The organism is Erythrobacter sp. SN021 (assembly GCF_021864455.1).
The window spans coordinates 87,807-112,893 of record NZ_JAKKUW010000006.1 but is presented as its reverse complement, the minus strand read 5'-3'; the positions used below and the strand labels follow the sequence as shown (position 1 = coordinate 112,893).

The following is a 25,087-nucleotide window of genomic DNA, read 5'->3' as shown; positions in this document are numbered from 1 at the left end:
TCTGGGCAGGATGGGCCACAGCGTCATTGCGCTGAATCAAATTTCTTGCGGCAGGAACCGGCATGACACCCCTTCGCGGTGCAGGGCGCCTGCGGTTGGCGGTCGCGCTCGATCGGGATTTCTATCGTACCGCCCCCGCATATCTGCGCGGTAATGCTGCGCGCCTGCGCGGGCAGAGGCCCGATCGCCAGCGGAAGCAGTGCCATCACGGCGAGCGAGAGGGGCCGGTTCATTCGCTTTCGTCCTCTTCCTCGTCATCGATGAGGATGCGCTGGGCGGCCCCGTCGAGATCGTCGAACTGGCCCTTGCGCATGGCCCAGAAAAACCCGGCCAGGCCCAGCAGCCCCATGCCCAGCGCGATGGGGATCAGAAAGGCGAGCCCGCTCATCGGGCGGCCCGGGCGAGGCGCAGCGAATTGCCGACCACGACCAGCGAGCTGAGCGACATGGCCACCGCGGCGATCAACGGCGTTACCAATCCGGCCAGCGCGATCGGCAGGGCGAAGACGTTGTAAAGGATGGCGAAAGCGAAATTCTGCCGCACGATCCGCATGGTCTGCCGCGCCACATTCACCGCCAGCGAAACCGGCATCAGTGCCTTGCCCAGAAATACCGCATCGGCGGCCTGCTGGCTGACGTCGCTGGCGCTTCCCGGGGCGATCGAGGCGTGGGCAGCGGCAAGCGCCGGGCCGTCATTGATGCCGTCACCGATCATCAGGGGGCGATGACCGTCGGCTTTGAGTCGATCGAGCAGTGCCAGCTTGTCGTCGGGGAGCAGGTGTGCGTCCCAGGCGATGTCGAACTCGCGCCCGACGGCTTCGACCGCGGATGCGCGATCGCCCGACAAGATACGGCTTTCGATGCCCTGGTCGCGCAAAGAGCCGATCGCCTCGCGCACATCGCTGCGCAGCGGATCGGAAAAGGGAATGGCGACGATTGCGTCCCCTATTCGCAAGGCGGTCGAAAGGGTGGCGGTTTCCGCTTCGGACCGTTCGAGCGCGACGCGAACGCCGTCGATGCGGCCCGACACGCCGCGCCCGCCTTCCTCGCGCGGATCGTCGACTGCGGCGGGGACGATGTCGCGTTGTCCGAGCGCTTTCGCGATTCCCTTGCTGAGCGGGTGCCGGCTCGACTGCGCCAACGCCAGCGCCACGCCGGCCTGGTGGGGGGAGAGGTGATCGATTTGCGGCACCGGTTCCCCGACCGTCAGCGTGCCGGTCTTGTCGAACAGGGCCATATCGACTTCCGCCAGCCGTTCCAGCGCGCTGCCGTCTTTCACCAGCAGGCCGCGCTTCGCCAGGGCGCCCGAGGCCACCACCTGCGCCGCGGGCACGGCCAGCCCCATGGCGCAGGGGCAGGTGATGATGAGCACCGCAATCGCGATCACCAGCGACTGGTGCCAACCCGCGCCCGCCACCATCCAGCCGATAAAGGCCAGCAAGGCGAGCGAGTGGACGGCCGGTGCGTAGAGGCGCGAAGCACGATCGGCGATCCGCACGTAACTGCTACGCGACTGCCCTGCCTCGTCCATCAGGCGAGCGATTTCGGCCAGCACCGTGTCGGAGGCGGCCGCGCTTACGCGAACCCGTATCGGATTCCCCAGATTGACGGCCCCGGCATACACGCTCTCGCCAGCGGCGACCGGCTGGGGGACGCTTTCCCCCGTCAGCATCGAATTGTCGAGCGTCGACGCGCCGTGTTCTATGACGCCGTCGGCAGCGAGCGCTTCTCCTGCTGCGACCAGCATGAGCATTCCCGGCTCGAGTTTTTCGGCGGCCACCATGCGGCTCGCTCCGGTTTCGTCCACCACGGTCGCGCTCTTGCCCATGCGCGATAGCAAGGCACCGATCCCGGCGCGGGTCTTGTCGCGCATGGTCGCATCCAGCGCGCGTCCGGCCAGCAGGAAAAACAGCAGCATCACCGCGCCGTCGAAATAGGCATGCTCGCCGCCGGTCGCGGTTTCGTAGATACTCAGCGCGACGGCCAGCAGCACACCGATGGAGATCGGCACGTCCATGTTGGTCCGCCGGTGGCGCAGCGCCATGATCGCGCTGGCAAAGAACGGGCGGCCGGCATAGGCGACCACGGGAATGGCGATCAGCGCCGAAAGCCAGTGGAACAGGTCGCGGGTCACGCCGCCCGCGCCGGACCATACGCTGACCGACAGCAGCATGATGTTCATCATGCCGAAGCCTGCCACGGCCAGCGACCGCAGAAGGGCTTTCGTTTCCTTCTCGTCCTTGCCCATCGGATTGTCGGCGACCGCCTGGGCCTCGAAACCGATCCCGGCGATCGCGCGGACAAGGTCTTCCTCGCTCAGCGAGGCTTCGTGGCGCACGGCCACACGCTTCGACGAGAAATTGACCCGTGCCGATTCCACCCCTTCGAGGCCCGCCAGGCCACGCTCGATCTTGGCGATGCAACCGGCGCAGCGCATGCCCGGCACGGTGAACCGGCTGTCCTCCAGCCTGGCACCCTCGAGCGTGTCGAGAGGAACCGGGGCGTTCATCGGATCTCGGTTTCGTCGATCCAGCGGGCGCCGCCGCCATCGATGGTCAGCCTCACGATCCAGCGTCCGGCGGGAAGTGCGCGAGTGGAGACGTAGCGGTTCTGCCCGGCCTGCTCGAATTGCAGTTCCATGTCCTCGGGCTTGCCTAGGGGACGCCGGAGATCGGCGGAGAGCAGGGCGGATTGGGGGACCTTTTCCGTGGTCACGACCAGCCGCCCCTCGGCATCGCGCGCGAGGGAAGCGGAATAGCCCAGCCGTTCGCTCTCGCGCGCCTGCTCCAGCCAGCCGTTGAACTTCTGGCTCGCGACATAGGAGTTTTCGACCACGACACCGCCAAAGCCCGCAATGGCGCGCGAGGCCATGTAGAAATTGACCGCGATCACGATCCCGAAGCCCACGACCATGATCAAGGCCATGTGCTTGCCGGTGAATTCACGCCGCATCATTCGCTCTCCGGTGCATCGAAACGGGTCTGCACGACATCGCTTTCCCGTTGTTCGTCAAGCGAGGTTACACGGAAAGAGAACTCTTGCGAGGGGGTACCGGCGGGAACGGCAACGTAAGCGCGCACCTGACGAACGAGGTCCGCCGGGACGGCTACGGTCTGCGTCGGCGCGGCCTCTGTGCGATTGACGTTTTCCGTCCACATGACCGCTCCGGGCAGTCCCTCGATGGCGATCTCCATGTCGCGCGGGCGGCTTTCCATATTGCGCAGCTTGAGCGTGTAGGCATTGCGTACCGATCCGTCGCTCAGCAGCATGAAGGGCGGATTTCGGTCGGGTGCTACGGTAAGATCGGTATGGCTGCGAACGCCGAGCGCGAACAGCATCGCACCGCCAATGCCGCCCCAGATCATGGAATAGACAAGGGTGCGCGGGCGGAACAAAGTGCGCCAGGGCGATTTGGGCTCGCCACCGGCGGCTTCGCGTTCGCAATCTTCCAGCGTCGCATAGTCGATCAGGCCACGCGGGCGGCCGATATCCTTCATCACCCGGTCGCAGGCATCGATACACAGGGCGCAGGTGATACAGCCGATCTGCGGCCCTTCGCGAATATCGATCCCGGTCGGGCAGACCTGGACGCATTGCTGGCAGTCGATGCAGTCGCCGAACGCGCCGGGGTTCTTCTGCGCCTTCTTGATGCTGCCGCGCGGCTCCCCGCGCCAGTCCTTGTAGGTAACGAGCAGCGACTGTTCGTCCATCATGGCGGTCTGGATGCGCGGCCAGGGGCACATGTAGATACAAACCTGCTCGCGCATGAAGCCGCCCAGCGTGACCGTGGTCAGGGTCAGGACGGCGACGGTGCCATAGGCCACGGGTGCCGCCTCGCCCGCGAAGAAATCGCGCAGCAGCGTCGGCGCGTCGGCGAAATAGAGGATCCAGGCGCCGCCGGTAATCAGGCCGATGAAGAGATAGACCGTCCATTTCGACGCCCGGCGCAGGATCTTGCCGAATGTCCACGGGGCCTTGTCCAGGCGGTGTCGGGCATTGCGATCGCCGTCGAACAAACGGTCGATATGCTGGAACAGATCGGTCCAGACGGTTTGCGGGCAGGCATACCCGCACCATGCGCGGCCTACCGCGCTGGTGATCAGGAACAGGCCGATCCCGGCCATGATGAGCAGGCCGGCGACGAAATAGAATTCGTGCGGCCAGATCTCGATGCCGAACATGTAGAAGCGGCGATTGGCGAGATCGACCAGCACCGCCTGGTCGGGCGCATAGGGACCACGGTCCCAGCGAATCCATGGAGTGATGTAATAGATCGCCAGAGTGACGACCATCACCAGCCATTTGAAGCGGCGAAACGGCCCGTCGATGCGCTTGTTGTGAACGACCGCGCGCTTTTCGTAGAGTTTTTCGGGCAGATGCGCGCGAGCAGGTTCGTGCGGCTCGTGGCGACGGGTCGCCGCTTCGGGTTCGGCGACCGCGCTGGAAACCGGTTCGTTGGTCTTGGCGACCCCGTCCTCGACGACGACCGACCAGTCGCGGTCGTCGCCGGGTTTGCGTTCGTCAGGGTTGTTCATCGACCTCTGCCTCGGGGTTCTCCGCGACCTCCACGAAGTCTTCGCCTCCCCCGAGCGAATGGACATAGGCGGCCAACATTTTGATGGTCACCGGATCGAGCCTGCCTTCCCATTTGGGCATCATGCCCATCCGGGGCTGCAGAATTTGGCGCTTGATCGCCTCGCGGCTGCTTCCGCGCAGCCAGATGGCGTCGTTGAGCGTCGGCGCACCCTGTGCACGGTCGCCGCCGCCTGCGGGGCCATGGCAGGCCGCGCAATTGTCGGCATAGATCCGGGCGCCCGTGGCGTTGGTTTCCGCCTTGCCGCTCAGCGAGAGCACATGGTCGACGAGCGCGTCGAGCTGCGCGGTGTCGAAAGCACCTTCGAACGGCGGCATCACGCTCATGCGGGTTTCATCGTCTCCCGCCTGGCGAATGCCGTGGACGAGCGTGTATTCGATCGCCTTCAGATCGCCGCCCCACAGCCAGTCATCGTCATTGAGGTTGGGATAGCCCAGTTCCTGGCTGCCGGCGGCGCCGGAGCCGTGGCACTGGACGCAGTTCACCCGGAACGCGGCTGCTCCGCCGGCCACCGCCTGCTGCATCAGGCCGCTTTCTTCGGGCAGGCGTTCGATCGGTATGCGGGCAAGTTGCTCGCGGACGGTCGCCCGCGCCTGATCGGCGGCGGACATGTCCTTCGCCAGCTCTCCCCGGCTGGACCAGTTGAGCATGCCCACGGTCGCCCGGTCGATCATCGGCCAGGCCGGATAGGCGATCACGTAGCCGATCGCGAAAATGATCGTCAGGTAGAAGGTCCACAGCCACCATCGCGGAAGCGGCGTGTTGAGTTCCTCGATACCGTCCCATTCGTGGCCGACTGTTTCGGTACCGGTCGGTTCGTCGATGCGCTTATTCGCCATCGTCTTGTCCCTTGAAAATCATCGTCGCGGCGTGGTGGTTGCGCTTTCCGGCGCCGGGCCGAAATGGCCAGGCACACAGCCCGACAAACAGAACCAGCATGGCTATCAATGCGTAGCTGTCGGCAAAATGGCGCAGGGTTTCATAGAAGCTCATCGACCCTTCTCCTCGGCCAATTCTTCCAGGGGCGCAGCGCTATCGAAATCGACCAGCGTGCCGAGCATCTGAAGATAGGCGATCAGCGCGTCCATTTCGGTCAGGCGATCGGGATCGCCGTCGAAATCGCGAATCAGCGCCTTGGGATAGCGCTCGGCCAGATCGCCCGGATCGGCATTGGGATCGGCCTGCGCCAGCATGTCGGCCTCGGCCTGTTCGATATCGTCGTCGCCATAGGGCACACCGACACGGCGCAGCGCGGTCAGCGTGGCGGTCGGATCGCCGATCTCGAGATCGGTTTCCTTGAGGAAGCCATATTGCGGCATCACGCTTTCGGGCACGACGCTTTGCGGGTTTTCGAGATGCTGAACGTGCCATTCGTCCGAATAGCGGCCACCCACGCGTGCAAGATCAGGCCCGGTACGCTTGGAACCCCACTGGAACGGGTGGTCGTACATGCTTTCCGCCGCGAGGCTGTAATGGCCGTAGCGTTCCACCTCGTCGCGGAACGGACGGACCATCTGGCTGTGACAGGTATAGCAACCTTCACGGATATAGATGTCGCGCCCGGCCTGTTCGAGCGGGGTATAGGGGCGCACGCCCTCCACTTCCTCGATCGTGTTCTCGAGATAGAACAGCGGCGTGATCTGGACGAGGCCGCCGATGGAGACGGTAATGAACGTCGCCACGGCCAGCAGGGTGATGTTGCGTTCGAGCCGTTTGTGGCCCTTGACGGTTTCTTCGACGACGGGGTCTGACATGGTCGTGCGATCCTATTCGGCCGGAACGGCTTCGGGGCGGGGCTGGACGATGGGGCGGTCGGCCTGCGGGTCGTAGGCTGCATCGCGGAGCGGTGCTTCTTCCCGCTGCTTCCCGGCGAGGGTCATCCAGATATTGTAGCTCATGATGATCGCGCCGCTGAGATACATCAGCCCGCCGGCCATGCGCATCACATACATCGGGAACATGGCGGCGACACTGTCGGCGAACGACCAAACAAGGTAGCCGTCAGGCCCGTATTCGCGCCACATGAGGCCCTGCATGATGCCGGCGACCCACATGCTGGAGGCATAGAAAACGATGCCGAGCGTCGCGAGCCAGAAGTGCCAGTTGATCATGCGCAGCGAATACATACGCCCACGCTTCCACAGACGCGGGACCAGGAAGTAGACGCAGGCGAAGGTAATCATGCCGTTCCAGCCCAGGGCGCCGGAGTGGACGTGGCCGATGGTCCAGTCGGTATAGTGCGACAAGCTGTTGACGCTCTTGATCGACAGCATCGGCCCTTCGAAGGTGCTCATGCCGTAGAAGGCCAGCGCCATCACCATCATGCGAATGATCGGGTCGGTGCGGACCTTGTCCCATGCCCCGTTCAGGGTCATCAGGCCGTTGATCATACCGCCCCAGCTCGGCATCCACAGCATGACCGAGAAGACCATGCCCAGCGTCTGCGCCCAGTCGGGCAGCGCGGTGTAGTGGAGGTGGTGCGGGCCTGCCCAGATGTAGAGGAAGATCAGCGACCAGAAGTGGATGATCGACAGGCGATAGCTGTAAACCGGGCGTTCGGCCTGCTTGGGGACGAAGTAATACATCATCGCCAGGAAGCCCGCAGTCAGGAAGAAACCGACCGCGTTATGGCCGTACCACCACTGGGTCAGCGCGTCCTGGACACCGGCGAAGGCCGAATAGCTCTTGGCGCCCAGCAGGCTCACCGGCATCGCCAGATTGTTGACGATGTGGAGCATGGCGATCGTCACGATGAAGGCGAGGTAGAACCAGTTGGCCACGTAGATGTGCGGTTCCTTGCGCTTCGCAAGCGTACCGACGAAAACGATGAAATAGGCCACCCAGACGATCGTCAGCCACAGATCGACATACCATTCGGGTTCGGCATATTCGCGGGACTGGGTGATGCCGAGCAGATAGCCGGTGGCGGCCAGCACGATGAACAGCTGATACCCCCAGAACACGAAGCGCGCGAGACCCGGAAAGGCGAGCTGCGTGCGGCAGGTGCGCTGGACGACGTAGAAACTGGTCGCCAGCAGCGCATTGCCGCCGAAGGCGAAGATCACCGCGCTGGTGTGTAACGGACGGACGCGACCGAAATTGAGATAGGGTTCGAAATTGAGCTGCGGGAAAGCAAGCTGCGCGGCGATGAAAACACCGGCGAGCAGCCCGGCGAGACCCCAGAACATGGTCGCGATCACGCCCCAGCGAATCACGTCGTCGTCATAGCGGGACGGGCCATCGGGCATCTTGAAGAAGCCCTGCGCCTTGCCCATCGGATCGAAGCGCGACGCGCTCATCCAGATCATCGCAAAGGCGACGATGGCGATTATCGTGGCATGCGCGGCAAAACCGGCGTCAGCGGCCGCTACCGCCGACGCGATGGCCGCAAGCATGATTATGAACCATAGGCCAATCCGGCCCAGTGCGGCTTCAGCGTGCATAAGGGTCTCCGTCCGTTCAAGAGCGGCCTAGGCCGCCACCTCGGCAGTCGCATTGATCTGGATCAATTTGGTGAAAGAATTCATGCTGCATCACGCAGATAGCCGGCGCGCGCCTTCAGCATTTCCATCTCGCGCAGAACGATACCCGATCGCCCCGTTGTCTCGATCACGCCTGCCTCGCGCAGCAGGCTGAGCTGGCGGCTCACCGTTTCGATCGTCAGGCCGAGACTTTCCGCGATATCGCGGCGCGACATCGGCAATTCGAGAAGGACCGTTCCGTCCTGTTCCATGCCGATTCGCTCGCTCATCGCCAGAAGGAAAACCGCGACTCGTTCCGCGGCAGTCTTGCGGCCGAGGGCGATGGTCTTTTCGCGGCAACGCCGCAAGGAGCCGGTCGTATTGTCGAGCAGGTGGCGCAAAATCCCCGCTTCGCTTGCCGCGAGATCGAGAAAGTCGTCCGCCGGGAAGGTCAGGAGGCTGCAATCGCGCAAGGCGCATACCGAATAGGAATAATTGTCCTGTTCGGGCACCGAAAACACCTCGCCACCGAAATGAAAGGCGACGATCTGGTCGCGCGCCTCGGAAGCGTGGGCAACCAGCTTGGTTGCCCCCTGGCCGACAAATATGAGTTGCGAGGAATTTCCGTCGAAATCGAGCGAGCGGTCCTTTTCCAGCGCGACCTGCCGGGCCAGCGCCTGAAAACGGAGATGCGCCGCGTCGGACAGGTCCGGCGACAGGATCTTCAAGGCAAAGCTTTCGAAGGCTTCGGGGAAACTCGTCATGCCGCATCTCTCGCAATTCGCGACCTGCAAATCTTTGATCGAGATCAATGAAGGCCGAATATTCGGTCTCCAAACAGGGGGCAAGCGTTGCAACCATACTGAGTCGCACGGGGCGACCGCTGCAGCGCCATGAGGACAAAGACAATGAAGAAGCTGCTTGCAGCCGCTCTCGCCGGTGTAGCGATGATTGCCGCCCCCGCTCAGGCGCAGGACAATGACGGCAAGGTTCAGGTCAAGGTGCTGGGCACCTATGTGGCCCCCGATGGCGAGATCACCGATCTGCGCACGGATATCGTCGGTCTCCCGGCAGGAACGCAAACCGAGGCAAACGACAACTTCGTGCCCACGCTGGCCATCGAATATTTCGTCAGCCCGAACATCTCGATCGAGACGATCTGCTGTGTCACCCAGCACGATGTCGATGCCGTGTCCGGCCTTCCCGGTGCCGAACTGGTTTCCGATGCCAAGCTGATCCCGGCGACTTTCACCGCGAAGTATCACTTCGACGTAGGCGGCGCGAAGCCTTATCTCGGTGCGGGCGCCACCTATTTTTGGTGGATCGATGTCGAGCCGGGTGCGGCAACTATCCCGCTGGGTGTCACCGAAACCACTCTGTCGGATGAATTCGGCTTCGTTCTCCAGGCGGGTATCGACGTGCCGATCAACGATAGCGGCCTTGGCTTCACCCTCGATGCGAAGCGCTATTTCGTCGACACCACGGCCCGCTGGTATGCCGGCAATACGCTGGCCATCGAGACCGAACACAAGCTCGATCCCTGGGTCCTGAGCGCAGGCTTCGCCTACCGCTTCTGATCGCAGCGATGCGCGAATGAAAGGCGACCTCCGGCGGATAGGCCGGGGGTCGCTTTTTATGTCCTGCCCATTGACCTGGCGCGCCCCTCAAGCCAATGGCGCCACCACCATGCGGGTGTAGCTCAATGGTAGAGCAGCAGCTTCCCAAGCTGACGACGAGGGTTCGATTCCCTTCACCCGCTCCAATCGTGCCGTTGCTTTCGATCGCTAGCGGGGGGCTATGCGCGACAGGATCGATACCTTCTACATGGCCGATCTCTATGGCGAGCTGCAGCTTTCGCCGAAGGCGGAGCGCCGCAGCTGGCATGCGCCCGTCCCCGGCTTGCTGCTGGTTACAATCGCCGCACTGGCGGCCTTGTGGCTGAGCGACCATTATGGCGCGCCGCAGATCCTGCTGGGGCTTCTGCTCGGCTTTGCCCTGAACTTCGCAAGTGCCGACGAGCGGCTGAGGCCGGGGCTCGACATGGCTTCGCAGACTTTGCTGCGCTTCGGGATCGTCCTGCTGGGCCTGCGGGTCACCTTCGGCGAGATCGCCGCGCTGGGGCTGATTCCCTTCCTGGGCCTCGTGGCGATCATGGCGGCGGTGATCGGGACCGGGATGGTTGCGGCGCGCTGTGCCCGGCTCGATCTCCGGTTCGGGCTTCTCGCGGGCGGGGCCACGGCCATTTGCGGGGTCTCGGCAGCACTCGCGCTGTGGAGCATCATCGGATCGAAAAGGGTGAGCCAGGAAGGTTTCGCCATCACCGTGCTCGGCGTCACGCTGGCCAGCGCGCTCGCTTTGGCGACCTATCCCGCGCTCGCCGCCATGCTCGGATTGACCGACACACAAGCCGGGTTTCTCGTCGGTGCCTCGATCCACGACGTGGCGCAGGCCATCGGCGGTGGTTTCGCGGTATCCGACAAGGCGGGAGAGGTGGCGACGGTGGTGAAACTGTCGCGCGTCACGCTGCTGGTCCCGCTGCTGCTGCTTGTCGCCCTGTTTCTCGGGCGGCAGGGCGGGGGTAACCGGTTCTCGCTACGCCAGGGCGTGCCTTGGTTCATCGCGGCTTTCGTGGCCGTGGTCGCGCTCAACAGCTTCGTCCAAATTCCCGCTGCGGTGGGGCAGGCCGGAGCCTCGGCGGCGGGTTTCTTCCTGCTGCTGGCGGTGACCGCCGCCGCCATCAAAGCCGATCTTTCCGGCATTCTGTCGCATGGCTGGAAAGCCTTCGTGCCGGTCGCGGCGTCCACCTTGACTGCCTTCGCCCTCGCGCTCAGCATCGCGTGGGCGCTCTGATCAATCTACAGGACCATCTGCCATGTCGATCTTTACCGACCACCCGCATTCGATCGGCGAGAGCTATTTCGAGCATTTCGTCAGCGCATCGCGCTTCGGCGCGAGATTGATCGGCGCCGGCCTCGCCTGCATCGTCCACGGGGTGTTCCCCTTCTGGTGCAAGACAACCGGCAGCAAGGCGGTCAGGCAATTGTCGGCCGAGATGATTCACGGTCGCGAGAAGTTCGGCCCCGGCGACCGGCGTCAGGGCGAACAGCGCGACTGGTGCATCTAGCGGTCATCGATGCGCTACCGCTTCGTTACTTGAGCGCGGGCGCTGGTTTTTCGACGCGCTATCGCTTCGCTACTTGAGCGCGGGCTCTATTTCGGCGGCATCCGGATGGCACCATCCAGCCGGAACTGGTGGCCGTTAATGTAGCTGTTGCGCGCGATTTCGCAGATGAGGGAGGCGAATTCCTCGGGGTGGCCCAGCCGCTTGGGGAAGGGGACGGAGGCGTTGAGCTGATCCCACATCTGCGGGTTGCGATCCTTCATGCCCAGCATCAACGGAGTGGCGAAAATGCCCGGCATGACCGAATTCACGCGGATGCCGATGTCCATGAGATCGCGCGCCATGGGCAGAACGAGCCCGTTTACCCCCGCCTTGCAGCTCCCGTAAATGACCTGCCCGATCTGCCCGTCCTGCGCCGCCACGCTGGCGGTAAGCGTGATGCAGCCGCGTTCGCCGTCTTCGTTGAGCGGTTCGGCATTGGCCATGCCGAGCGCCGAGTGGCTGGCGACGCGATAGGATGAGACGAGAATCCCCTCCGCGCCGAAAGCATAATCCTCCGTCGCCAGGCGTTTGTAGCGCCCGTTTTCCTTGTCCCAGCCCAGCGTTTTCCCGCGGCGACTGGTCATTGCGCAATGGACTGTCACGCGCTCCTGCCCATGCGCGGCGCGGGCTTTGTCGAACCCTGCGATCACCGATTGTTCCTGGGTAATGTCGACTCGCGCGAATGTGCCGCCAATGGCCTTTGCATGGGCTTCGCCCGCCTCTTCGTCGATGTCGAAAATCGTGACCTTGAGGCCCGCCTGGGCCAGCGCTTCGGCGCTCGCCCTGCCCAGACCCGATGCGCCCCCGGTGACCACCGCAGCCATGCCGTGCGTGAGTTCCATATCCGTTCTCCCCTGTGTTTCTCGCGCCAGCGTGCTATCGCAGACACCCGGGCATGAGAAGGGGAACCGGTCGCACCATGACATCGCTATTGTTCGCCATGGTCGCCAGCTTTCTTGCCGCCACCGGTGCGCGCGACCAATTGCTCGTCGCGCGCCTGTCGGCCGCGCTCGACCCTTCGACGGGCCTGCTCGCCATTGCTCTGGCCAGTTCCGCGATCACGGCGGGTATAGCTGCATGGTTCGGCGCACGGCTGGCGGAAACAATGTCCGAGAATGCAGCGACCATGTTCGTGGCGATTGCCTTGCTGCTGGCCGCGTTCGAATGCGCCCGGCCGAACCGGGAAAAGACACCAAAGGAGCCCACACGCTCGCTCGGCGCCATCGCCATCGTGCTGTTCGCGCGGCAACTGACCGATGCCTCGCGCTTCCTCATTGCAGCTTTCGCGGTCGTCTTCGCGTCATGGCCATTGGCGGGGTTCGGCGGCGCGCTTGGCGGCGGGGCGGCGGTTGCGATCGGCTGGGCCATGAATTCGGCATTGGAACAGCGGCTACCATTGCGGGCTATCCGGATCGGCCTGGCGCTGGCGCTGTTCTTGCTTGCGTCGATTACCGGGCTGACCGCGCGGGGAATAATCGCCTAAATCGATTACTGCGACTGCTATAATCGGGAAACTTAACCGCGCGGTCTCCGTTAGTGTGTTGAGAAACCAAATAACAGAAAGGGGTAATTTCATGGCTAAAGTCGGAGACAATTCGAAAGCCGGTCTGGTTGGCGCACTCAATGGCGCCCTGGCGGATACGGTGGCGCTCTATTTCAAGACGAAAAACTTTCACTGGCACGTGGCCGGGCCGCGATTCCGCGATCTGCATGTGCTGTTCGACGAGCAGGCCGCGCAACTGATCGGGATGGTCGACGATCTCGGGGAGCGCGTCCGCAAGAACGACGAATTCACCCTCACTTCGATCGGGAGCGTCCAGAAACAGACGCGGATCGAGGATCAGGACGATGTGACACTCACGGCCGATGCGATGGTTGTCGAACTGCGTGACGACAATAAGAAGCTGCATCGGCGTCTCGGCGAGGTAAAGGAAGCGGCCGAAGAGGCGGGCGACAACGCCACCAGCGGCATTGTCGATGACTGGATCGACCAGTGCGAGGAACGCATTTGGTTCCTCAACCAGACCAGCAAATAAACCCATCGCCATGCGAATGCGCATCGGGGCCGCCTTTCCCCTTGGGGATGGGCGGCCTTGGTGTATCAGGTGGCAATGGAAAACGTCACCATCGTCGAGGGATCCAGCGACAGCGCGATTGCGGACTGGCTGGCAGTGCAACTGAGCCGGGCGCTCGACGCTGGCGAGGGCTTGATTCCGATTACCGTGCCAGGCGGCTCCACACCTTTCCCAATCATGGAAGCTTTGCTGGAGCACGATCTCGACTGGACCAGGCTGGTCGTCTGGCCTGGCGATGACCGCATGGTGCCCGAAGATCACGTGGCCTCCAACACAGGCAAGTTGCGGGATATGTTCGAACCGGCCGGCGCCGAAGTGGTCACGCTGACCGAGACCCTACCGGTGCCGCATTTCGCGCTCGCCTGGCTGGGAATGGGGGCCGATGGACACATTGCTTCGCTTTTCCCCAACACCGATCCCCAGATAGGCGAGCCGCGCAAGGTTGTGCGTCTTACCCCGGATCCGCTGCCTGAGGAGGCGCCGTTCGACCGGATCAGCCTGACGATCCCGGCGCTGCTCGCGAGCGATGGGATCGTGTTCGTCATCCGTGGGGATGAGAAACGGGCGGTGTTCGATCAGGCAGTTGCGGGAAAATCCGATCTCCCGGTTGCGCGGTTGCTGGCTGCGGCTAGACAACCGGTAACATGTTTCATCTGATCCCAAAGCCAGTGCACAAGCTGGCGCTCAGATTCGGTCATCGATTGCGTCATCACTGGCGCCGGATCACCGGCAGAACCGGACGGGGTGTGAGCATCGTCGGCCGCGACCTCGACGGCCGGATACTGCTGGTCCGGCACAGTTACGGTCCGAACGGCTGGTATTTCCCCGGCGGCGGGATCAGGCGAAACGAGACGAGCGAACAAGCCGCGTACCGCGAAATGCGCGAGGAGACCGGCTGCGCTATCGTGAGCATGGTGCTGGTCGGCGTGATCGAAGAGGAACTCTCCGGCGCGCCGCACACGGCCTATCTTTTCGACGGAGTGGTCGATGCCATGCCCCGGCCCGACGGCCGCGAAGTGATCGAGGCGCGTTTCTTTCCGACGCACTCGCTCCCCGAACCGCTGAGCCCGCGAACGAGGGCACGGCTGAAATTGTGGCAGGCACGCAAAAGCTAGACGGTCTCCGCATGCATCTCAGGGTGAACTGTGGTCTCTTGGTAGCCGCTTCCCCAAGCTTGCCCGGATGTTACAGGAGCGAGAGCTGACTATCGGGACGCGTCTGCTCTTCCCCGCCCTCCCGCTCGAGCTTGGAGAGTGTCAGCCCCATCAACCGGATCGGCATCGGTAAGGGCAGCACTTCCTCGAGCAGCGCGCGGCCGATGGCTGCGAATTCCTCTTTGGAGGCGATGGGGCGGTCGACCGTCTTCGCTCGGCTGAAAATCTGAAAGTCGGTATATTTCATCTTCAGCGTGACCGTCCGACCTGTGGCTTCGGCGCGTTCGATATAGCCCCAGACGATATCGATGATGTCTTCCATGGTCTCGCGCAGTTCGCTGCCCGAGGACAGATCGCGACTGAAGGTCCGTTCGCCGCCGACCGACTTGCGGACGCGGCTGGAACGTACGGGGCGCAGGTCGATCCCACGCGCGGCCCGGTAAAGATAGTCGGCAAAGCTGCCGAAATGCGCGCGCAGCCACTCGATATCCTTCATCGCCAGATCGCCGCCCGTTGCGATTCCGAGCTTTGCCATTTTCTCCGCTCCCTTGGGACCGACGCCATGGAACCGCCTGATCGGCAGGTCGGCGACAAAATGCGAGCCTTCGCCCGGACGGATGACGCACAGCCCATCCGGCTTGTTCTGATCGCTGGCGATCTTGGCGAGGAACTTGTTGTAGCTGACCCCCGCGCTCGCGGTCAGGCGTGTCTTCGCGCGGATTTCCTGTCGGATCAGCTCGGCGATCCGCGTCGCGCTGCCAATGCCGAGCTTGTCCTCGGTTACGTCGAGATAGGCTTCATCGAGGCTCAGCGGTTCGACCAGATCGGTATGGTGACGGAAGATCGCGCGGATCTGCTGCGAGACTTCGCGATAGACGTCGAAGCGGCTTTTGCAGAAAATCAGGTTGGGGCACAATCGCTTGGCGGTGACCGAGGGCATGGCGCTGCGCACGCCGAACTTGCGCGCTTCGTAACTTGCGGCGGCCACCACACCGCGCCCGCTCGATCCGCCAACGGCCACCGGCTTGCCGCGCAGTTCGGGGTTGTCGCGCTGTTCGACGCTGGCGAAGAAGGCGTCCATATCGACATGGATGATCTTGCGAAGGCCCTCGGCCTCGCCTTCGTCGTCCGTGTCTTTCGGGTCACTCATCGCTGCACCAGCATAAAGGCGCGGGTTGCAAAGCGGAACCTTGTCCGTCACCTGCCATTTCGTGCAAATGCGAAACGATCATCTTGCCAGCGGCGAAAGGCCGCTACCCGACCGTGCGCGCCGCCCGGCGATCGGGGAACGCGAGCTGATCTGGATGATGGCGCTGCTGATGGCGTGCAACGCTTTCGGTATCGATGCCATCCTGCCCGCTCTCGACGAGCTGGCCGGAAGTCTCGGTGCGCAAGGGAATGACCGGCAGTTCGTGGTCGGGGTTTATCTGCTGGCGGCGGGTTTCGGCACGCTGATTCCGGGCTCTTTCGCCGATCGCTTCGGCAGGCGGCCCGTGCTGTTTGCGGCGCTCGGCGCGTATATCGTGCTGTCACTGGCCTGTGCTGCTGCCACAAGCTTCACGCAGTTGATCGTTCTCCGGGCACTGCAGGGCTTCTTCGCGGCGGGGATCATTGCCTTGCCGCCCGCGATCATCCGCGACCGGGTGGGCGGCGACAAAATGGCGCGGATGATGAGCCTTATCTTCGTTATCTTCCTCCTGGTGCCGGCGGTGGCGCCAAGTATCGGGCAGGGTGTTCTGCTATTGCTGGGCGACTGGCGCTGGATTTTCGTCGCGATGGCCTTGCTCGGCGTGACGATGACGGTCTGGGTGTATGTGCGCCTGCCCGAGACGCTGCATGACGATGATCGCCAGGAGATCAATATCTCGGTTATCGGCCGGAACATGCGCAGGGCGGTCACCCTCCGGTCGACCATCGGCTATACGCTGGCGAGCGCGCTGGTTTTCGGCGGGTTGTTCGGCTTTATCAATTCCTCGCAGCAGCTCATCGGCGAAGCCTTCGGCGCGGGCGATATGTTCCCGCTGCTCTTCGCCTTCTGTGCGGGCAGCATGGCGCTCGCCAACTGGTCGAACAGCCGTATCGTCGAACGCTTCGGCGCGCGCCGGGTAAGCCATTCCGCGCTCTTCCTGTTCATCGTGGTGTCGGCCCTGCAATTGTGGTTCGCGACCCAACCGAACGAAAGCCTGTGGACCTTCGTGCCGCTGATGGCCGCGAATATGAGCCTGCTCGGCTTCATCGGCGCGAATTTCGGCTCGATCGCCATGCAGCCTTTTCGCCACATCGCGGGAGCGGCTTCGAGTGCACAAAGCTTCCTCCGCATGACCACTGGCGCTACGCTGGGGGCAGCGGTGGGTTATGCCTATGACGGTACGGCGCGCCCTTTGGCGCTCGCGCTACTGGTTTCCGCGATCATGAGCCTGCTATTCGTGCTTTATTCCGAGCGCGGCGCGCTGTTCGGGCCGCCGGAGCCCGAGGTGGAATAAGATCTCCGCAGGAGAACAACGGGCAAGAGCAGCAGGGCCGGGACGGATATCCTGACCGGATAGGAGATACGGGGATACTGGCCTATCCGCTTTCCAGCTTCCGCCATGCCAGCCCGGCAAATTCGCATAGCAGCGGGCGCGTGTCGCGCGGGTCGATGATGTCCTCGACATTGAAGCGTTCGGCGCTGCGGAACGGCGAGGTGACCTTGTCGAGCCGCGCGCGAATTGCGTCGAGCTCCGCCGCGTGATCTTCGGCGGCTTCCAACTCCGATTTATAGGCCACTTCCAGCCCGCCCGCGATCGGCAGGCTGCCCCAGTCGCCGCTCGGCCAGCAATAGCGATACTGGTAGGTTTCGGCATTGCTCATCGCGCTTCCCGCAATACCATAGGCACGGCGCAGGACGATCGAGGCGAGCGGGACACTTGCCTTGTAGATCGCGTTCATCGCCTGCACGCCGTAACGGATGGTCCCCGCCATTTCCGCCTCGCGCCCGATCATGAAGCCGGGATTGTCGACCAGATGGACGATGGGCAGGCGGAACTGGTCGGCAAGCTTGACGAACCGCTCCACCTTTTCGCTCGACTTGGCATCCCATGATCCGCCGAGATAGCTCGGGTCGCTTGCCAGAACCGCCACCGGCCAGCCATCGAGCCGTGCGAGCGCGGTAATGCAGGCGCGGCCCCACATGCGGCCGATTTCGAATACGGTGCCCTGGTCGAATACCATCTCCATACAGCGCCGCATCGAATAGACCTGCTTGTCCTGGCGCGGGACGAGCGAGAGCAGCGCTTCCTCGCGCCGGTGGACCGGGTCGGTACAGTTGGAGCGGCGCGCGAGCTGGCCGACATACTCGGGCATGAATGACAGGAAATGCCGCGCGCGGGCGAAGGCTTCGGCCTCGCTCGATACTTCGTCATCGACCACGCCATTGCGGGTGTGGATGCCGCTTCCGCCCAGGTCTTCCTTGGCTTGGCTGTGGTCGTCGGAGCCCCTGTAGCTTTCACCCAGCCCATCGACCACGGCAGGCCCGGCGGCGAAAATCTGGCTGAGGCCCTTGACCATGATCGAATAATGGCTCGCCACCGTCCGCGCTGCACCAAGGCCTGCGGTGGGGCCGAGTGCGAGCGCCACCACAGGGACGGTGTCGAGGTTTTTCACTACGTCCGACCAGCCAGGCACGGCAGGGATATAGGTCGCGCCGATCTGTTCGAGCGTCTTGACGCTGCCGCCACCGCCCGTGCCGTCGATCATGCGGATGAGCGGGAGTTTCAGCTCATGCGCCATCTTCTCGGCCTGCACCATCTTGCGGCTGATCCCGGCATCCGCCGCGCCGCCGCGAATGGTGAAATCGTCCGCCGTCGCGACGACGGGGCGGCCATTGATCAGTGCCTTGCCGAAGAGGAAGGGGGCGGGGAGGACGGCTTCGAGGTTGCCATCCTCGTCATACGAGCCCCTGCCGGCGATCTTGCCGATCTCGCGGAAGCTACCGTCGTCGCACAGCGCCGCCAGCCGCGCGCGTGCGTCCATCTTGCCGCGCCCATGCTGTCGCGCGACCTTTTCCGATCCACCCATCTGCTCGGCGAGCGCTTCGCGACGGCGCAGTTCTTCGAGTTCTTTTTCCCATCCCATGCACGACCCATAACCAAGCCGTCGTCCCAGCGGAAGCTGGGACCGCTGTCGGAGTCTTGCTTGTTGGAGAGTGATCCCAGCTTCCGCTGGGATGACGGCTATTCCTCGACCGGCTCCACCACGCACAGCACCGCCTCGACCTGCACCTGCGCGCCCTCGCTGGCGGAAAGCTCGTTAACGGTCCCGTCGAAGGGCGCGGTGAGGGCGTGTTCCATCTTCATCGCCTCGAGCACCATAAGCCGCTGGCCGGTGGTGACCGCCTGCCCTTTCGCCACATCGACCGCGATGACCTTGCCCGGCATCGGGGCGAGAATGGCGCCATCGCCTGCTGCACCGGTACCCGTGCCTCGCGACTGGCGCTCGAAGACGAAACTCTGTCCGCCAGCAAAAACCACGGCGCGCGCAGGATCGACAAAACCGGTCGCGAAGCCATCGATTTCTGTACTTGCGGCTGAAACCGTTCGCGTCGCACCCTTGTGGGTGAGTGTGGCAGCAAGCATTCCGGGGGCATTCAGTCGCAGTCCGATGGGCAGGTCTTCGTGCTCTTCCGCTTCCGCCAAGGCGATAAGGTCCGCCGCGCATTGCCAGATTTGGTCATCGGCTTCGTCGGAGGATACGAGGCTGTCGATTTTTGCCTCGATGAAGCCCGTGTCGAGATTTGCCTCTTCGAAATCCTCGTCGCGTAGGCAATTTGCGATGAAAGCGGCATTGGTCTTCACTGGCCAGATCTCGACGCTCTCGGCGAGATCGGCGAGCTGGTCGATCGCTTCGCCGCGACCCTCGCCCCAGACAACTAGTTTGGCGACCATCGGATCGTAGAAGGGCGATATCCTGTCGCCTTCCTCTACACCGATCTCGATGCGGCCCTCGACACCTAGGTCGAAGTGGTCGAGCGTTCCGGTCGAGGGCAAAAAACCGCCAGCCGGGTCTTCCGCATAGAGACGCGCCTCAATCGCCCAGCCGTTGATGCTCAGCTCTTCCTGCTTCAGCGGGATCGCCTCCCCGCTCGCCACGCGCAGCTGCCATTCGACCAGATCGACGCCGGTGATTTCCTCGGTCACCGGGTGTTCGACCTGCAGCCGGGTGTTCATCTCCATGAAGAAGATGCGGTCGGCGCGCAGGCCCTCCGAGGCATCCGCGATGAATTCGATCGTGCCCGCGCCCTCGTAGTCGACGGCCTTGGCAGCGCGCACGGCGGCGGCGCAGATTTCTTCGCGGGTGGCCTCGTCCATGCCCGGCGCAGGTGCTTCCTCGATCACCTTCTGGTGGCGGCGCTGGAGCGAGCAATCGCGTTCGAACAGGTGGACGACATTGCCGTGGCTGTCGCCGAACACCTGCACCTCGATATGGCGGGGCGAGGTGATCCACTTTTCCAGCAGCACTTCGTCATTGGAGAAGCTCGCCTTGGCCTCGCGCCGGCAGCTTTCGAGCGCGGCCTCGAAATCCGCAGCCGCATCGACCTTGCGCATGCCCTTGCCGCCGCCCCCGGCAACCGCCTTGATCAGCACGGGGTAGCCGATGGCGTCGGCCTCTTTCTTCAACCGTTCGACCGACTGGTCCTCGCCTTCGTAGCCGGGGGTGACGGGCACGCCCGCCTCACGCATCAGCTTCTTGGCGGCGTCCTTGAGGCCCATCGCCTCGATGCTGGAAGGCTTCGGCCCGACCCAGATCAGTCCCGCATCGATGACCGCCTGCGCGAAGCCCGCATTCTCGGACAGGAAGCCATAGCCCGGATGGATTGCCTCCGCGCCCGTCTCTTTGGCGGCCGCGATGATCTTCTCGCCTACCAGATAGCTTTCGGCTGCGGGCGAGGGGCCGATATGCACCGCCTCGTCGGCTGAGCGGACGTGCAGCGCCTTGGCATCGGCATCCGAATAGACCGCCACGGTGGCGATATCCATTTCCCGCGCGGTGCGGATGATGCGGCAGGCGATTTCGCCGCGATTGGCGATAAGGAGCTTCTGGATCATGCGGGTGCCGCTAACCCATTTTTCAAGTCATTGCGAGCCGTAGGCGAAGCAATCCATCACCTGTTGTGTCGGCATCCTCAATGTTGGCTGGTGGATTGCCGCGTCGGCCCCGCAGGCCTGCTCGCAATGACTGCTGTGGTGCTCTTACCACCCGGCGACAGGGCGGAAATCGTGGCGGCTCCAGAGGATCGGCTCTTGCGGGCCGCTCGGGCGGTTCCAGACCGCCTCAGCGAAAGCGGCGACGATGTGCCACAGCTTTTCCGGCCCGCTCACCCGTGTGCGAGTGTCCCATGCGACTTGCCCGCGAGCGAGGACCTTGCGCCCGATTGCGCCATAGATGCGCGCGGCGGCGAGCACCGCCCAGCGCTGGCGAAACCGCAGCCGTTTGGCGCCGAGTTTGGAAGCGGCTTCGTGCTTTTCCATTAGCGCGATCATGCGGGGCATCAGGCTGGCGAGCTTGAAGCGGTTTTCGGGCAGCGCGTGTTCGCCCTGTTCCCAGCCCATCTCTTCGAGCCAGACCTTGGGCAGATAGCAGCGCCCGGCCTGCGCATCTTCCACGATATCGCGTGCGATATTGGCGATCTGGAAGGCCAGCCCCAGATCGCACGCCCGATCCAGCGTTTCCCCATCGTCTGCGGGGACGCCCATGATCCGGGCCATCATAATGCCGACCGCCCCGGCGACGTGATAGCAATATCGCATCATGTCCTGTTCGGTGGTGGGGCTCCAGCGCGTGGCGTCCAGCGCAAAACCGGCGATAACGTCGTTCGCCTCGTCCAGAGTCAGCCCGCATTCGTGGGCGACGAGACCGAACGCATCGAAGGCCGCATCGGCGGTAGGTTGCTCCTCGAAGGCGCGCTTCGTGAGGATGCGCAGTGCCTGAACGCGATCCTCTGCATCCTTGGGCGTGCCCTGGTCTCCCAGCGGACCGCCTTTGTCCTGATTGTCGGCGATATCATCGCAGCGGCGGCACCAGGCATAAAGCAGCCAGCTGCGTTCGCGCGTGGCCTTGTCGAACAGTTTCGAGGCGGCGGCGAAGCTGTGCGAACCCTGCTCGATCGAATCGAGCGATTTTTCGACCAGCATAGCCCGGTCCCGCCCGCCGCCGGCCCGGGCGGGCGTTGGTCGCAGATAGCGCGACGGGGCGAGAGGGCGGGGCTTGTTCAGAGGTCGTCGGCCTTCATCTGGAAGATCGGGGTGTGCGGCTGATAGGCGGCCATCCGGTCGAGCAAACCGTCGAGCGTCGTGTCGTGGACGAGAATGCTCTGGTGGACGGGACGGACGAAACCGACATCGGCCATCTTGCGGTTGAAAGCGATCAATTCGTCATAGAAGCCGAAAGCGTTGAGCAGGCCGACCGGGTTGTTGTGATAGCCCAATTGTGCCCAGCTCATGGCCTCCCACAACTCGTCCATCGTGCCGACGCCGCCGGGAATGGTTATGAACCCATCGGACAAGTCGGTGAAGCGCTGCTTGCGCTCGTGCATGCCGCCGACGGTGTAAAGCTCGGTACAATCGTGATTGGCGACCTCGCTGTTGGCGAGCGCATCGGGGATGACGCCGACCACCTCTCCGCCTGCTTCCAGTGCGCCGCGCGCGGTGGCGCCCATCAGGCCGAGTCGGCCGCCACCATAGACGACGCCGATCCCTTTTTGGGCAAGACCCTTGCCGACATCGTAGGCGAGTTGAATATAGCGCGGGTCATCCGGCGAAGCCGATCCGCAATAGATCGCAAGTCGTTTCATATCGCGGCTCATACCGCCAGATCCTCCAGCATAAGTCCCGCAGTCGCCTTGGCGCTGCCTACCACGCCGGGGATACCGGCGCCGGGATGCGTCCCAGCACCGACGAGGTAGAAATTGTCAAGTACATCGTCGCGATTGTGCCCGCGGAACCAGGCGCTCTGCGTCAATACGGGTTCCAGGCTGAAGGCGCTGCCCATGTGGGCGTTGAGGTCCATCGCGAAATCGCGTGGCGCGTAGTGGAATTTGGTCACGATCCGCGAGTGGATATCGGGGATCAGCCGCCGCTCGAGTTCATCGAGGATACGCTGTTCGAGCAGCGGCCCCATCTCTTCCCAGTCGCCCGCCAGCTTGCCCATATGGGCCACGGGCACCAGCGCGTAGAAAGTGCTCATGCCCTCGGGCGCCATGCTCGCATCGCTCACCGTCGGGTGATGCAGATAAATCGAGAAATCCTGCGGCAGCACGCCGTGATCGTATATGTCTTCGAGCAGGCCCTTATAGCGCGGCCCGAACAGGATCATGTGGTGCGGGATGCCCGGCCAGGTCCCTTCGATCCCGAAATGGACCACGAACAGGCTGGGGCTGAAGCTTTTGCGCGACAGGCTCCGGGCATAGTCCGCCCCGCGCTTGGAGCCAGCCAGCAGGTCCTTGTAGCTGTGCATGATGTCGGCATTGCTGGCGATTGCGTCGAAGCGGTGGCGCCAGCCCGAATGGGTTTCCACCTCGGTCACATGCTTTCCCAGAGTGTGGATATGGACCACCGGATCGTGCAGTCGTACGGTCCCGCCGATCCGCTCGAAATGCTTGACCATGCCGGCGATCAGCCGGTTGGTGCCGCCCTTCGCCCACCACACGCCGCCATCCTTCTCCAATTTGTGGATCAGCGCATAGATGCTGCTGGTCTTCATCGGATTGCCGCCGACCAGCAGAGTGTGGAAGCTCAGTGCCTCGCGCAGTTTCTCGTTTTCGACATAGCTCGAAACCATCGAATAGACGCTGCGCCAGGCCTGCTGCTTGGCCAGCGCGGGCGCGGCCTTTATCATCGATTTGAAGTCCAGGAAGGGCACATGGCCGAGCTTGACGTAGCCTTCTTCGTAAACGGCTTCGGAATATTCGAGGAAGCGCTGATAGCCCGCCACATCGGCCGGGTTGAGCTGCGCGATTTCGCGGAATAGCTGTTCCTCGTCGTTCGAATAGTCGAACTGGGTGCCGTCGGGCCAGTGCAGGCGGTAAAACGGCATCACCGGCATCAGCTCGACGTCTTCGGCAATGTCGTGCCCGGTAAGCGCCCACAATTCCTTCAGGCAGTCGGGATCGGTGATGACCGTCGGCCCGGCATCGAAGGTGAACCCGTCCCGTTCCCAGAAATAGGCCCGACCGCCGGGTTTGTCGCGCGCTTCGACCACGGTAGTCTGGATACCGGCAGATTGCAGCCGGATGGCCAGCGCGAGACCGCCGAAACCGGCGCCGATAACGCAGGCCGCCTTTCCCGTGGCGACGGGATCGACGGGCTGTTCGCCGGAACCTGCGGCGGTGGGGGTGTTGAGTTCGGCGTTCATTGCGACCTTTCATGAACGAGCGGGTTGCCCTTGCCAAGCAGCGCCCGGATTGCGGCTGTTACAGCTACGGGCGGTTTGCCCGACAGGATGCGCAGCTTGTCGGCGAGCGTTGGACGCCCGGCATAGAAGCGTTCGACCAGCGGTTCGCGCAGGCGATAGAAGCGTTCGAACACACGATATCGTTCCCCCGGCTTCGCGGCATCGAACAACATCCGTCCCAGCCGGCGATAGAAGCGGGTGGCGCGCCAATGATCGTGGGCGCGTTTCTCGAACAGCGCGGCGATCTGGGGTCCCGGCCTGTCCGCCACGCGGGCTAGGGCCAGGGCATTGGCAACGGCGAAGGGCAGAGTGTAACTGGTCAGCGGGTGCGTGAAGCCGCCGCGTGCCCCGGCGCGCACTATGCCAGCTTGGCCCAGGCTGCGGCGGTACGCGGTAAAATCACCGCCTGTGATTACCGGCAGGATTCCGGTTTCCCCGCCAAGGGTGTTTCCCCGCCACCCCATTGCCTGGCAATAGCGATCGATACGTTCCGACAGCACATCGCGATCGAGCACGGGGGCATCGGCGTAATAGGTGTCCTCTACGAAAAGCTCATTGGCGCTCAGCGGCAAAGTATAGACGAACCGGTACGCGTCATGCTGCCTTACCCGCGCATCCATCACGATCGGACAGGCAAGCCCATGCGGGGTGTCGGTCCGCAGATGTCGTCCCATGAAGACCTGCCAGCCGCCGCGCAGATGCGCGGAAGGTTCGAAATCGCGGCAATCGACCACAATTCGGGCGGCCAGGCTCGCGTCGTTTTCAAGGGTGATACCATCGGGCCTTATTTCGACGGCGCGCGAATTTGTGCGGATCGCATCCTGTGGCAGTGCGCGGCGCAAAGTCGCGTCGAAGTCGCGGCTTGCGAGCGATCGATAGGTCGAGCCGAGGCGGCGCTCATGGCCGGGAAAGAAGACGTCGTATCCGGCATCCCATTCGGTCCTTGCGAATGGGGCCAGCAGGGCGGCGCCATCATCGTCGAGATCGCTGGTGAACCAGCTCCACCGGTGGTTCCCGCCAAAGGCATCGCCCGCTTCGACAAGGGCGATCCGCATCTGGGGATGGCCCTTGCTGACGGCCAGCGCGGCCAGCCCGCCCGCCAGCCCGCCGCCCACGATGGCCATGTCGATCGCGCGCCCGTTCATTGCGTTCAGGGCTTAGGGGTGAAGTGCGGCTCCGGCAATTGCGCAGTTCCCGCACGGGCTAGAAACACGG

At 63.5% G+C, this 25,087-nt stretch carries 26 protein-coding genes and 1 tRNA gene; 9 read left to right on the top strand and 18 right to left on the bottom strand.

The window, feature by feature from the left end; all coding sequences use genetic code 11:
* Nucleotides 1-23: 23 nt before the first annotated feature.
* The 10 genes from L5849_RS13360 to L5849_RS13315 all read right to left on the bottom strand — a co-directional run bounded on the left by L5849_RS13360 (nucleotide 24) and on the right by L5849_RS13315 (nucleotide 8,818).
* Nucleotides 24-233 carry a hypothetical protein gene (locus tag L5849_RS13360; protein WP_115415934.1) on the bottom strand — a complete coding sequence of 70 codons (210 nt, stop codon included), beginning with the start codon at nucleotides 231-233 and terminating at the stop codon, nucleotides 24-26.
* Nucleotides 230-388, bottom strand: a complete 159-nt coding sequence (gene ccoS, locus L5849_RS13355; RefSeq protein WP_115415935.1) for a cbb3-type cytochrome oxidase assembly protein CcoS — start codon at nucleotides 386-388, stop codon at nucleotides 230-232. The genes L5849_RS13360 and ccoS overlap by 4 nt, the downstream gene beginning before the upstream one ends.
* Nucleotides 385-2,508: a heavy metal translocating P-type ATPase gene (locus L5849_RS13350; RefSeq protein WP_236925976.1), complete on the bottom strand. Its 2,124-nt coding sequence runs from the start codon at nucleotides 2,506-2,508 to the stop codon at nucleotides 385-387. Before L5849_RS13350 ends, ccoS begins: the two co-directional genes overlap by 4 nt.
* Complete coding sequence (locus L5849_RS13345; RefSeq protein ID WP_306664141.1) at nucleotides 2,505-2,954, bottom strand: FixH family protein; 450 nt, start codon at nucleotides 2,952-2,954, stop codon at nucleotides 2,505-2,507. Before L5849_RS13345 ends, L5849_RS13350 begins: the two co-directional genes overlap by 4 nt.
* The gene (gene ccoG, locus L5849_RS13340) at nucleotides 2,951-4,534 is read right to left on the bottom strand and encodes a cytochrome c oxidase accessory protein CcoG (RefSeq protein WP_115415937.1); all 1,584 of its coding nucleotides are present in this window, start codon (nucleotides 4,532-4,534) and stop codon (nucleotides 2,951-2,953) included. Before ccoG ends, L5849_RS13345 begins: the two co-directional genes overlap by 4 nt.
* The gene (gene ccoP / locus L5849_RS13335; protein WP_115415938.1) at nucleotides 4,521-5,432 is read right to left on the bottom strand and encodes a cytochrome-c oxidase, cbb3-type subunit III; all 912 of its coding nucleotides are present in this window, start codon (nucleotides 5,430-5,432) and stop codon (nucleotides 4,521-4,523) included. The genes ccoG and ccoP overlap by 14 nt, the downstream gene beginning before the upstream one ends.
* Entirely contained in the window at nucleotides 5,422-5,586 is a 165-nt protein-coding gene (locus L5849_RS13330) for a cbb3-type cytochrome c oxidase subunit 3 (RefSeq protein ID WP_115415939.1), read from the bottom strand. Before L5849_RS13330 ends, ccoP begins: the two co-directional genes overlap by 11 nt.
* Entirely contained in the window at nucleotides 5,583-6,347 is a 765-nt protein-coding gene (ccoO, locus tag L5849_RS13325; RefSeq protein ID WP_115415940.1) for a cytochrome-c oxidase, cbb3-type subunit II, read from the bottom strand. Before ccoO ends, L5849_RS13330 begins: the two co-directional genes overlap by 4 nt.
* Nucleotides 6,348-6,359: 12 nt before the next feature.
* Nucleotides 6,360-8,036 carry a cytochrome-c oxidase, cbb3-type subunit I gene (ccoN, locus tag L5849_RS13320; protein WP_115415941.1) on the bottom strand — a complete coding sequence of 559 codons (1,677 nt, stop codon included), beginning with the start codon at nucleotides 8,034-8,036 and terminating at the stop codon, nucleotides 6,360-6,362.
* An 80-nt stretch (nucleotides 8,037-8,116) separates the two neighbouring features.
* Nucleotides 8,117-8,818 (bottom strand): helix-turn-helix domain-containing protein, encoded by a 702-nt coding sequence (locus L5849_RS13315; RefSeq protein WP_115415942.1) that lies wholly within the window; start codon nucleotides 8,816-8,818, stop codon nucleotides 8,117-8,119.
* 144 nt (nucleotides 8,819-8,962) lie between these two features.
* Here L5849_RS13315 and L5849_RS13310 point away from each other — a divergent pair, with 144 nt between their 5' ends.
* The 4 genes from L5849_RS13310 to L5849_RS13295 all read left to right on the top strand — a co-directional run bounded on the left by L5849_RS13310 (nucleotide 8,963) and on the right by L5849_RS13295 (nucleotide 11,178).
* The gene (locus L5849_RS13310; RefSeq protein WP_115415943.1) at nucleotides 8,963-9,631 is read left to right on the top strand and encodes an OmpW family protein; all 669 of its coding nucleotides are present in this window, start codon (nucleotides 8,963-8,965) and stop codon (nucleotides 9,629-9,631) included.
* A 111-nt stretch (nucleotides 9,632-9,742) separates the two neighbouring features.
* Nucleotides 9,743-9,816: transfer RNA gene (locus tag L5849_RS13305), tRNA-Gly, on the top strand.
* Nucleotides 9,817-9,851: 35 nt separating this feature from the next.
* Nucleotides 9,852-10,904: a YeiH family protein gene (locus tag L5849_RS13300; protein ID WP_236925975.1), complete on the top strand. Its 1,053-nt coding sequence runs from the start codon at nucleotides 9,852-9,854 to the stop codon at nucleotides 10,902-10,904.
* A gap of 22 nt (nucleotides 10,905-10,926) precedes the next feature.
* Entirely contained in the window at nucleotides 10,927-11,178 is a 252-nt protein-coding gene (locus L5849_RS13295) for a DUF6356 family protein (RefSeq protein WP_177822615.1), read from the top strand.
* Nucleotides 11,179-11,264: 86 nt separating this feature from the next.
* Here the strand turns inward: L5849_RS13295 and L5849_RS13290 are convergent, their stop codons facing one another.
* A complete protein-coding gene (locus L5849_RS13290; RefSeq protein WP_236925974.1) occupies nucleotides 11,265-12,059 on the bottom strand; it encodes an SDR family oxidoreductase in 795 nt (264 codons plus the stop codon).
* A gap of 77 nt (nucleotides 12,060-12,136) precedes the next feature.
* Here L5849_RS13290 and L5849_RS13285 point away from each other — a divergent pair, with 77 nt between their 5' ends.
* The 4 genes from L5849_RS13285 (at nucleotide 12,137) to L5849_RS13270 (ending at nucleotide 14,407) form a co-directional block, all read left to right on the top strand.
* Nucleotides 12,137-12,700, top strand: coding sequence for a hypothetical protein (locus tag L5849_RS13285; RefSeq protein ID WP_236925973.1), 564 nt, complete (start codon nucleotides 12,137-12,139; stop codon nucleotides 12,698-12,700).
* 91 nt (nucleotides 12,701-12,791) lie between these two features.
* Nucleotides 12,792-13,253: a Dps family protein gene (locus L5849_RS13280; protein WP_236925972.1), complete on the top strand. Its 462-nt coding sequence runs from the start codon at nucleotides 12,792-12,794 to the stop codon at nucleotides 13,251-13,253.
* A 75-nt stretch (nucleotides 13,254-13,328) separates the two neighbouring features.
* On the top strand, nucleotides 13,329-13,949 hold the full coding sequence (locus L5849_RS13275) for a 6-phosphogluconolactonase (protein ID WP_236926076.1): 621 nt from the start codon (nucleotides 13,329-13,331) through the stop codon (nucleotides 13,947-13,949).
* Nucleotides 13,950-14,038: 89 nt separating this feature from the next.
* Entirely contained in the window at nucleotides 14,039-14,407 is a 369-nt protein-coding gene (locus tag L5849_RS13270) for an NUDIX domain-containing protein (protein WP_236925971.1), read from the top strand.
* Nucleotides 14,408-14,477: 70 nt separating this feature from the next.
* On the opposite strand, the gene dinB is transcribed toward L5849_RS13270, so the two are convergent.
* Nucleotides 14,478-15,596: a DNA polymerase IV gene (dinB, locus tag L5849_RS13265; RefSeq protein WP_115417791.1), complete on the bottom strand. Its 1,119-nt coding sequence runs from the start codon at nucleotides 15,594-15,596 to the stop codon at nucleotides 14,478-14,480.
* A gap of 67 nt (nucleotides 15,597-15,663) precedes the next feature.
* Between dinB and L5849_RS13260 the strand changes: the two genes are divergently transcribed.
* The gene (locus L5849_RS13260; RefSeq protein ID WP_236926075.1) at nucleotides 15,664-16,929 is read left to right on the top strand and encodes a multidrug effflux MFS transporter; all 1,266 of its coding nucleotides are present in this window, start codon (nucleotides 15,664-15,666) and stop codon (nucleotides 16,927-16,929) included.
* A gap of 82 nt (nucleotides 16,930-17,011) precedes the next feature.
* Here L5849_RS13260 and L5849_RS13255 read toward each other — a convergent pair whose 3' ends face one another.
* The 6 genes from L5849_RS13255 to crtY all read right to left on the bottom strand — a co-directional run bounded on the left by L5849_RS13255 (nucleotide 17,012) and on the right by crtY (nucleotide 25,017).
* Nucleotides 17,012-18,559, bottom strand: a complete 1,548-nt coding sequence (locus L5849_RS13255) for an acyl-CoA carboxylase subunit beta (protein WP_236925970.1) — start codon at nucleotides 18,557-18,559, stop codon at nucleotides 17,012-17,014.
* A 98-nt stretch (nucleotides 18,560-18,657) separates the two neighbouring features.
* Complete coding sequence (locus tag L5849_RS13250; RefSeq protein ID WP_236925969.1) at nucleotides 18,658-20,529, bottom strand: acetyl/propionyl/methylcrotonyl-CoA carboxylase subunit alpha; 1,872 nt, start codon at nucleotides 20,527-20,529, stop codon at nucleotides 18,658-18,660.
* Between the two features lie 144 nt (nucleotides 20,530-20,673).
* Complete coding sequence (locus L5849_RS13245; protein WP_236925968.1) at nucleotides 20,674-21,615, bottom strand: phytoene/squalene synthase family protein; 942 nt, start codon at nucleotides 21,613-21,615, stop codon at nucleotides 20,674-20,676.
* 77 nt (nucleotides 21,616-21,692) lie between these two features.
* On the bottom strand, nucleotides 21,693-22,274 hold the full coding sequence (locus L5849_RS13240) for a TIGR00730 family Rossman fold protein (RefSeq protein ID WP_236925967.1): 582 nt from the start codon (nucleotides 22,272-22,274) through the stop codon (nucleotides 21,693-21,695).
* Nucleotides 22,275-22,282: 8 nt separating this feature from the next.
* Nucleotides 22,283-23,833, bottom strand: coding sequence for a phytoene desaturase (locus L5849_RS13235; RefSeq protein WP_236925966.1), 1,551 nt, complete (start codon nucleotides 23,831-23,833; stop codon nucleotides 22,283-22,285).
* Nucleotides 23,830-25,017 (bottom strand): lycopene beta-cyclase CrtY, encoded by a 1,188-nt coding sequence (crtY, locus tag L5849_RS13230; RefSeq protein ID WP_236925965.1) that lies wholly within the window; start codon nucleotides 25,015-25,017, stop codon nucleotides 23,830-23,832. Before crtY ends, L5849_RS13235 begins: the two co-directional genes overlap by 4 nt.
* Between the last annotated feature and the right edge of the window lie 70 nt (nucleotides 25,018-25,087).